A 6,941-nucleotide genomic window follows, 5' to 3' on the forward strand; every position below is an offset into this window, starting at 1 on the left:
CCGAACCTCATACACCTTCGGCCACAACTTTCCCGTCACGTGGATCTTGTCGGTGGCCACGTCGTAGGCGATGCCGTTCAGCACGTCTTCCTTGCCGGTGCGATCGAGCTTCGGCAGAATGCCGGTGAGGTCGATCCAGCCCTTCACCTCACCTGTGGCCGGGTCGATGCGCGCGATCGAATCCTTCTGCCACACGTTGGCCCAGATCTCCCCCTTCACCCACTCGAGCTCGTTGAGCTGCGGCACCGTGTTCCCCTGATCCTTCACCTCCACCGCCTTCATGGCGGCGAACGTCTTGGGATCGCGGTAGATGAGCACGTTGCTGCCATTGCTCATGATGATCGACGTGCCGTCGGTGGTGAGCCCCCATCCTTCGCCGTCGTACTTGAACTCGCCCGTACGCTTGAAGGTCTTCCAGTCGTACGTGAACGCCTTACCGCTCTGCCAGGTGATCTGGTAGAGCGTGTTGCCAAGAATCACGATCCCTTCGCCGAAGTGCGGCTCCTCGAGATCCTGCTGACGCACCACCTTGCCTGACGCGAGCGTCACTTCGCGGATGTTCGATGTGCCCACCTGGCCAGTGCTTTCGAACAGCCGCCCCTCGTGCCACAGCAGCCCCTGCGTGAAGGCCGCCGTATCGTGCGGATACTCGGCCACCACCTCGACCGTGTAGGTCGGCGTTCTGGAGGCGGCTGGTGCGGCCGCGGTCGTACTATCTGCATTCACCGCCGGCTGCGGGTCGCCATCACTGCAGGCACCGAACGCGCCGGTGGTGCCCACGAACGCGAGCGTGGAAAGCGCAATCATCGCGGCAGAAGCGCGCGAGCGACCACGGGATGGCGAAACGTGCGACATGACGGTCACGGAAGATGGTGGGAATGTCAGTGCTGCTCGACCCACTCGCGGAGATCGCGCAGCAGCGCGACGAGATCGGCGAGCTGGTGATTCGCGTTGAGGCCGCTCGGACTCGGCAACGCCCACAGGCGACTCGCCGCGAGCCGTTCATCCTGCAGCCCGAGCTGCGCCTTGGGTCGACCGAACGCCGAACGGTACGCACCAATGCCGAGGAAGGCCACCACGCGCGGGGTATGGTGCTGCACGAGCCGGGTAAGACGCTTGCCGCCTTCGACGTACTCGTCGGGCGTGAGCTCCGACGCGGCCGCCGTGGTACGCGGCACCATGTTGGTGATCCCGTACCCCAGCGGCAGCAGGTCGTGTTCCTCCCACGGCTTGAACAGCCGCGGGGTGAACCCGGCACCGTGCAGAGCCGGCCAGAATCGATTGCCGGGCCGGCCGAAATGATGACCGAGCGCCGCCGTGTAGAGCCCCGGGTTGATGCCGCAGAACAGCACCTTGAGATTCGGCGCCACGAGATCGGGCACTGTCTTGTGCACGGCCGCCTCGAGGTCGGCCTTGGTAGGCTTCGGCGGTACCACTGTCGTCTCGCCCGCGGTCATCGTGGCGCCATCACGGCGTGGCAGCGCCCTTCTTGAGGGCGGCCAGCGTGGTGAGCGCCTCGAGCGGCGTCATGCTGTCGGTGTCGAGCGCGCTCACGGCAGCCTTGAGACGCGAGGCGGCTTCGTCTACCGGCGGTGCCGGCTCGGCGAAGAAGCCCAACTGGTCAGCGTTGAGCTGATGCTTGAGCCGCGGACCACGACGCTTGGTGCTCACCGGCGCCTGCATACCGTCGGCGGTGAGACGCGCCGCCATCTGCTCGCCTTCGCCTTCGAGCAGCGCCAGCACTTCCTTGGCACGCGCGATGACCGGTGAGGGCAGCCCCGCGAGGCGCCCGACTTCAATGCCGTAACTGCGATCGGCGCCGCCGGGAATGAGCCGGTGCAGGAACAGCACCTGATCGCCCACTTCACGCACGGCCACCGTGAAGTTGCGCACGCCCGCCAGCTCGTTCGCCAGCTGCGTGAGTTCGTGATAGTGCGTGGCGAACACCGTCTTGCACCCGATGGCATCGTGCAGATGCTCGCTCACGCTCCAGGCAATGCTCACGCCGTCGTACGTACTGGTACCGCGCCCGATTTCATCGAGCAGCACCAGGGAGCGTCGCGTCGCGGTATGCAGAATGGCACTCGTCTCGCTCATCTCCACCATGAACGTGGACTGGCCGCGTACGAGATTGTCGCTCGCGCCCACGCGCGTAAACAGGCGATCCACGATCGGGAGCCGCGCCTTGCGGGCGGGCACGTACGCCCCCACCTGCGCCAGCAGCTGAATGAGCCCCACCTGACGCAGAATGGTGCTCTTACCGGCCATGTTGGGGCCGGTGAGCACAATCAGCTGCGCGTCGTCGGTAAGCACGAGATCGTTCGGAATGAACTTCTCACGCGCCATCATGCGCTCCACGACGGGATGACGACCGGCCACGATCTCCATATCGAAATCATCGTGCAGCTCGGGGCGCACATACTGTTCGCGTTCAGCCGTGTCGGCGAAACTCGCCAGCACGTCGATCGTCGCCACGCGGCGCGCCACCTGCTGCCAGCGCGCAATCGCCGCACCGGCCTCGCGACGCAACGCCTCGAACAGTTCGCGCTCGCGTGTTTCGATGCGCTCCGCCGCGCTCAGCACCTTCTCCTCGTACTCCTTGAGCGCCGGCGTCACGTAGCGCTCGGCGCCCGTGAGCGTCTGCCGACGCTGATAATCGTCGGGAACGAGGTGCTTGTTGGCGTTCGAGATTTCGAGGAAATACCCGAACACCTTGTTGTAGCCCACCTTGAGGCTGCTGATGCCGGTGCGCGCGCGCTCCTGCTGCTGAATCGTGGCAATCGCGTCCTTGCCGCCGTCACGCAAGGCACGCAGTTCATCGAGATCGGGATCCACCCCGGGCGCGATGGTGTCTTCCTCGCCGATCATGAGCGGTGGGCGCGCCACCAGCATGTGCGTGAGCTTCGCCGCGCAATCGGCACCATCGTCCCAGTCGTGCAGCATGGCCGCGAGCTCACCGCCCGCTGAGCCGCCCTGGTTGGCGTGCGACAGCACGTCGCGTACCGCCTTCGCCACCTGTGGCAAACGCGCGAGCGAATCGCCGAGCGCGCGCATTTCGCGCGGTGTGGCCCGGCCGGCCGCGGCCTTGCTGGCGAGACGCTCCACATCGCGCACGCCATCGAGCGCGTCGCGCAGTGCGGTACGCCCCACGGGATCACGCACGAGTACGGTGACCGCGTCGAGGCGCCGCTCGATGAGGTCTCGTTCGAGCAGTGGCGCCAACAACCACTGGCGCAGCAGGCGCTGCCCCATGGGGGTGGTCGTGCGATCGAGCACGCTGAGTAGCGTCCCGGCCACGTCACCGCCGCGCAGCGACTCCACCAGTTCGAGATTGCGACGCGTCATTTCGTCGAGCGGCATCACACCGCCCGGCCGCTCCACGATGGGACGCGCGAGATGGGGCAGACCGCCAGGCTGCAGTTCGCGCAGGTAGCGCAGCAGCGCCCCCGCCGCACCCACGGCGGCGGCATCGTCGGTACCGAGCCCGAACCCTTCGAGACTGCTGATGGCGAACTGGCGCGTGAGCTCGTCGGCCGCGAGCTGCGCGTCGAACTCCCACCCTTCCCGCTCAGTGACCAGCGCGTTGTCCACCACACGCAGCGCCGCCTCGATTTCGGCGTGCGGCGACTCACCGGCCGGCTTGCGCACGAGCAGCAGTTCGCGCGGCGCCAATCGGGCCAGCACCGCCGGTGCGTCGGCGGTCGTCACCACGAACAGGCGAAGTTCACCGGTGGAGAGATCGGCCGCGGCCACGCCGATCTGCTCGCGCACGCGATCGGCGTCACGCATCGCCTGCTTGCCGATCGTGTCGCGCCCCATCGCCACCGCGCACACGTAGTTCGCGCGCGCGCCATCGAGCAAATCGTCGGCGAACACGGCACCGGGGGTGATCGTTTCGATCACCTCACGCTTCACGATCCCCTTGGCGAGCTTCGGGTCTTCCACCTGCTCACAGATCGCGACACGATACCCCTGCCCCACCAACCGGCGCAGATACTCCGCCGCCGCCTTTACCGGAATGCCGGCCAGCGGTACCTCGGCCGCCCCACCGTTGTTGCGCGACGTCAGCGTGAGTCCAATCGCACGCGAGGCCACTTCGGCGTCTTCGTAGAACATCTCGTAGAAGTCGCCCATGCGGAAAAACAGGATCGCATCCTGATGACGCGCCTTGATCTCCCGGTACTGCTGCATCAACGGCGTGGCGGACCCACCACTCACTTCGCGATCTCCGCGATGAAGCCCGCCTGGCCGACCTTCTTGAGCTTCGCCAGCTCGGCGTTGGCACCGGCACGCGTGGCAAAGTACCCGACGCGTACCCGGAACGGCTTCTCACTGCCGTCGATGCGCGCCTCGATGCCACGTGCACTCAACCGCTCCACAAAATCCGCCGCCTCGTCACGCGTATCGAACGCGGCGACCTGCACACTGAAGCGGGCCCCCTTCGGCACCTCCGCCACCCGGGCGGCAGCCGCCGGCTTCGCCCCGACGGCGTTCGCGCCAGTGCCTTTCGCGCCAGTGGCTTTCGCCGGCGCCACGGTATCCGCCATCACCTGCGCGATGAGCTTGCGGTCGATGGTGGCGCACTGCCGGCCCATCTCTTCGGCCTGCAGCCGGAGTTCGCCGTCCGGCACACCGATAGCCGAGGCGTCGGCGAGCGACACGCAGGCGCGCGGCATGTCGCGCTGTGCCGCATAGCTCTTCGCGATCCACAGCTGGCTGCGGGCCCGCGTTGACGGAGCCGGGAACTCGCGCACCACACGCGCGAAGTACGTGCGCGCATCGGCGGGATGGCCGCGCAGCATCTCGAGTTCCCCCAGGCGCAACAGCGCATCGCTGGCGCGCGGCGCGAGTGGCACGTCGATCACGAGCCGCTTCCAGTCGCGTTCGGCATCGCCAAGTCGCTCGGCCAGCGTGGCGCGCCAGAACAGCGCCTCGGCGAGGTCATTGCTCCCCGACGGCGAAGCCGCCACGAGCGAGTCCAGCACGGTGCGGGCGTTGTCGCCGTTGCCGGCATCCACCGCCGCGCGTGCACGGGCGATCGCACGGTCCATGGCCGGAGAGACGGTCGTCGTCTGGGCGGTGAGCGCCGTCGGCAGGGCCAACCCGAGCGCGAGCGTCGCGGTGCCCCACCACATCGTGAGTCGTGTCATCATGCCTCGTTACGCCGCTCGCCGCGCCCGTGTGGCGCACAGCGCCAGCACGAGACTGGTGAGCAACTGTTCTTCGTTGGACACGCGCGTGTCCTTGAGTGCCATGTCGGCTTCCAGCAGCAGCGTGAGCGCGCGTTCGCACGCGTCGGCGCTCCAGCTGTCCGTCGCCTTGGTCCAGGCGGACGCCGCTTCGCCCCAGGGGCGCCCGGGATAGCCACCCGTTTCCTTGAGAAACGCGAAGTACTCCTGCGGCAGTCGCGGCGTGGGAATACCGGCGTCACGACGTGCGCGACCGAAACGCAAGGCAAACGCCTGCGTGGCGAGCATCATCACCACCTGCACGGCGGTCACCTTGGGCTGCCCCAACACGTGCCCCACCAGATTCACGGCCGTGTTCGCATCGTGGCGCGCGACGGCATCGAGCAGGTCGGTCACGGTTTCGCCACGCCGCACGCCGACCACCGCCGATACGGCGTCGACATCGATGAGCGCGCGCGTCCCCTCACTGGCGGTACCGGCCGCCTCGTGCGCACCCAGCACATAGCTGGCACATTTGTCGAGTTCGGCCGCAAGCAGATGCAGGTCGTTCCCCACCGCCTGCTGCAGCAGCTGGGCCGCGTCGTCGGCGATATCCACCTGCAGCGCCGTGCCGGCGTGATGCGCGATCCACTTGCGCACGCGCTCAGGCGTAAGCGGCGCGAAATCGAGGGAGACACTCGCATCGGCGAGCGCGCTGTCGGCCTTCGTGCCCGCCGGACTCACGAGCAGCAGGAGCGTGTCGTTCGCCGGACGCTGCAGGTATTTGTCCAGCTGCGCGCGGGGCGCCTTCTTGAGCCCGGTCACGTCGCGCAGCACGACGGCCCGTCGTTCGGCGAGCATCGGCGGTGTGGTGAGCAGGCTCGCCACCGCTTCGGCGTCGAGATCACCACCACGACGCTGTTCGAGATTGAAGTCGCGCGTGGACGGATCGATCGCCGCCTGCAGCAGATCGCGAATGGCCGCGTCCTTCAGGTAGTCGTCATCACCGTGCAGGTAGTACACGGGCGCGAACTGCCGCGCCTGAATCGCGGCCTGGACGACTCGGAGGGGGGAGGCTTCCTTCGCGGTGGGCGCGGCGGACTTCGGGGGCATGGGCACAAAATAACAGGGGCCGGTGAGCCCCTGTTCGTCTTTTCGTGGCGAATTTTCGCGGCGACGCGTCGCTCAGCGCATCTCGGCGAAGCGGTACTGCGCATTCACGAACCCCACCGGCGCCTCGTCGACCATCATCGTGGCCGGCCACGCCGGGGCGCCGGTGGCCATGGCCTGCTTGAGCGCGGGATTGAGGTACGGGGCCCCCGAGACCGGCGCCGGGGGCATGGCCATCACTGGCTGCATGGCAATGGTGGGCGCCGTGTCACGGCGAAGCGCCTGGATCGCGAGGGCCCCGATGACCGCACTCGCTGCCATGGCGAGCATGGTGCGCGATGGCGAGACGAACCGGTTGTGCGCCACCGGCGGCATCACGGAGCCGCCCAGCGAACCTGCGAGGGCGGCGCTGCGCTCGGCCCGACACTCGGCCAGCCGGGCCTGCAGCTTCGACTGGAACGCGGTGCTCGGTTCAAGCCCGGGGAGCGCGGGTCGCACGTTGTGCACCACCATGAGCGACCGCCGGACCAGCGTGTCGTGGGCCGCACACCCATCACAGTCGAGCACGTGACGCTGCGCAGCGGCCATCAGGTGGCCCGGCAGCGTATCGTCGAGATACGCGAGGTGGTGTTTGCGAAAGTGCGTGCAGTCCATCGGTGCGAT

Annotated in this window: 6 protein-coding genes; all 6 read right to left on the reverse strand. The window is 67.6% G+C overall.

Translation table 11 applies throughout. The annotated features are described in order from the left end of the window. The coding region (locus ACIQ6O_RS10770; RefSeq protein ID WP_396207792.1) for a glutaminyl-peptide cyclotransferase at positions 1-807 on the reverse strand (807 nt) is incomplete at its 3' end. 74 nt (positions 808-881) lie between these two features. Next, positions 882-1,457 carry a G/U mismatch-specific DNA glycosylase gene (gene mug, locus ACIQ6O_RS10775; RefSeq protein WP_396207793.1) on the reverse strand — a complete coding sequence of 192 codons (576 nt, stop codon included), beginning with the start codon at positions 1,455-1,457 and terminating at the stop codon, positions 882-884. Positions 1,458-1,467: 10 nt separating this feature from the next. After that, positions 1,468-4,218 (reverse strand): DNA mismatch repair protein MutS, encoded by a 2,751-nt coding sequence (gene mutS / locus ACIQ6O_RS10780; protein ID WP_396207794.1) that lies wholly within the window; start codon positions 4,216-4,218, stop codon positions 1,468-1,470. Then, positions 4,215-5,153, reverse strand: a complete 939-nt coding sequence (locus ACIQ6O_RS10785) for an SPOR domain-containing protein (RefSeq protein ID WP_396207795.1) — start codon at positions 5,151-5,153, stop codon at positions 4,215-4,217. Before ACIQ6O_RS10785 ends, mutS begins: the two co-directional genes overlap by 4 nt. 6 nt (positions 5,154-5,159) lie before the next feature. Then, a complete protein-coding gene (gene holA, locus ACIQ6O_RS10790; protein WP_396207796.1) occupies positions 5,160-6,281 on the reverse strand; it encodes a DNA polymerase III subunit delta in 1,122 nt (373 codons plus the stop codon). 72 nt (positions 6,282-6,353) lie between these two features. Continuing rightward, the coding region (locus ACIQ6O_RS10795) for a hypothetical protein (RefSeq protein WP_396207797.1) at positions 6,354-6,941 on the reverse strand (588 nt) is incomplete at its 5' end.

Source organism: Gemmatimonas sp. (genome assembly GCF_044345575.1).
In the GTDB taxonomy this organism is placed as follows: domain Bacteria; phylum Gemmatimonadota; class Gemmatimonadetes; order Gemmatimonadales; family Gemmatimonadaceae; genus Gemmatimonas.

What these genes read in the sequence shown, in the direction of transcription:
- ACIQ6O_RS10785 (WP_396207795.1), bottom strand. Translation starts at nt 5,153, where the DNA reads ATGATGACACGACTCACGATGTGGTGGGGCACCGCGACGCTCGCGCTC.
- mug (WP_396207793.1), bottom strand. Translation starts at nt 1,457, where the DNA reads ATGACCGCGGGCGAGACGACAGTGGTACCGCCGAAGCCTACCAAGGCC.
- holA (WP_396207796.1), bottom strand. Translation starts at nt 6,281, where the DNA reads ATGCCCCCGAAGTCCGCCGCGCCCACCGCGAAGGAAGCCTCCCCCCTC.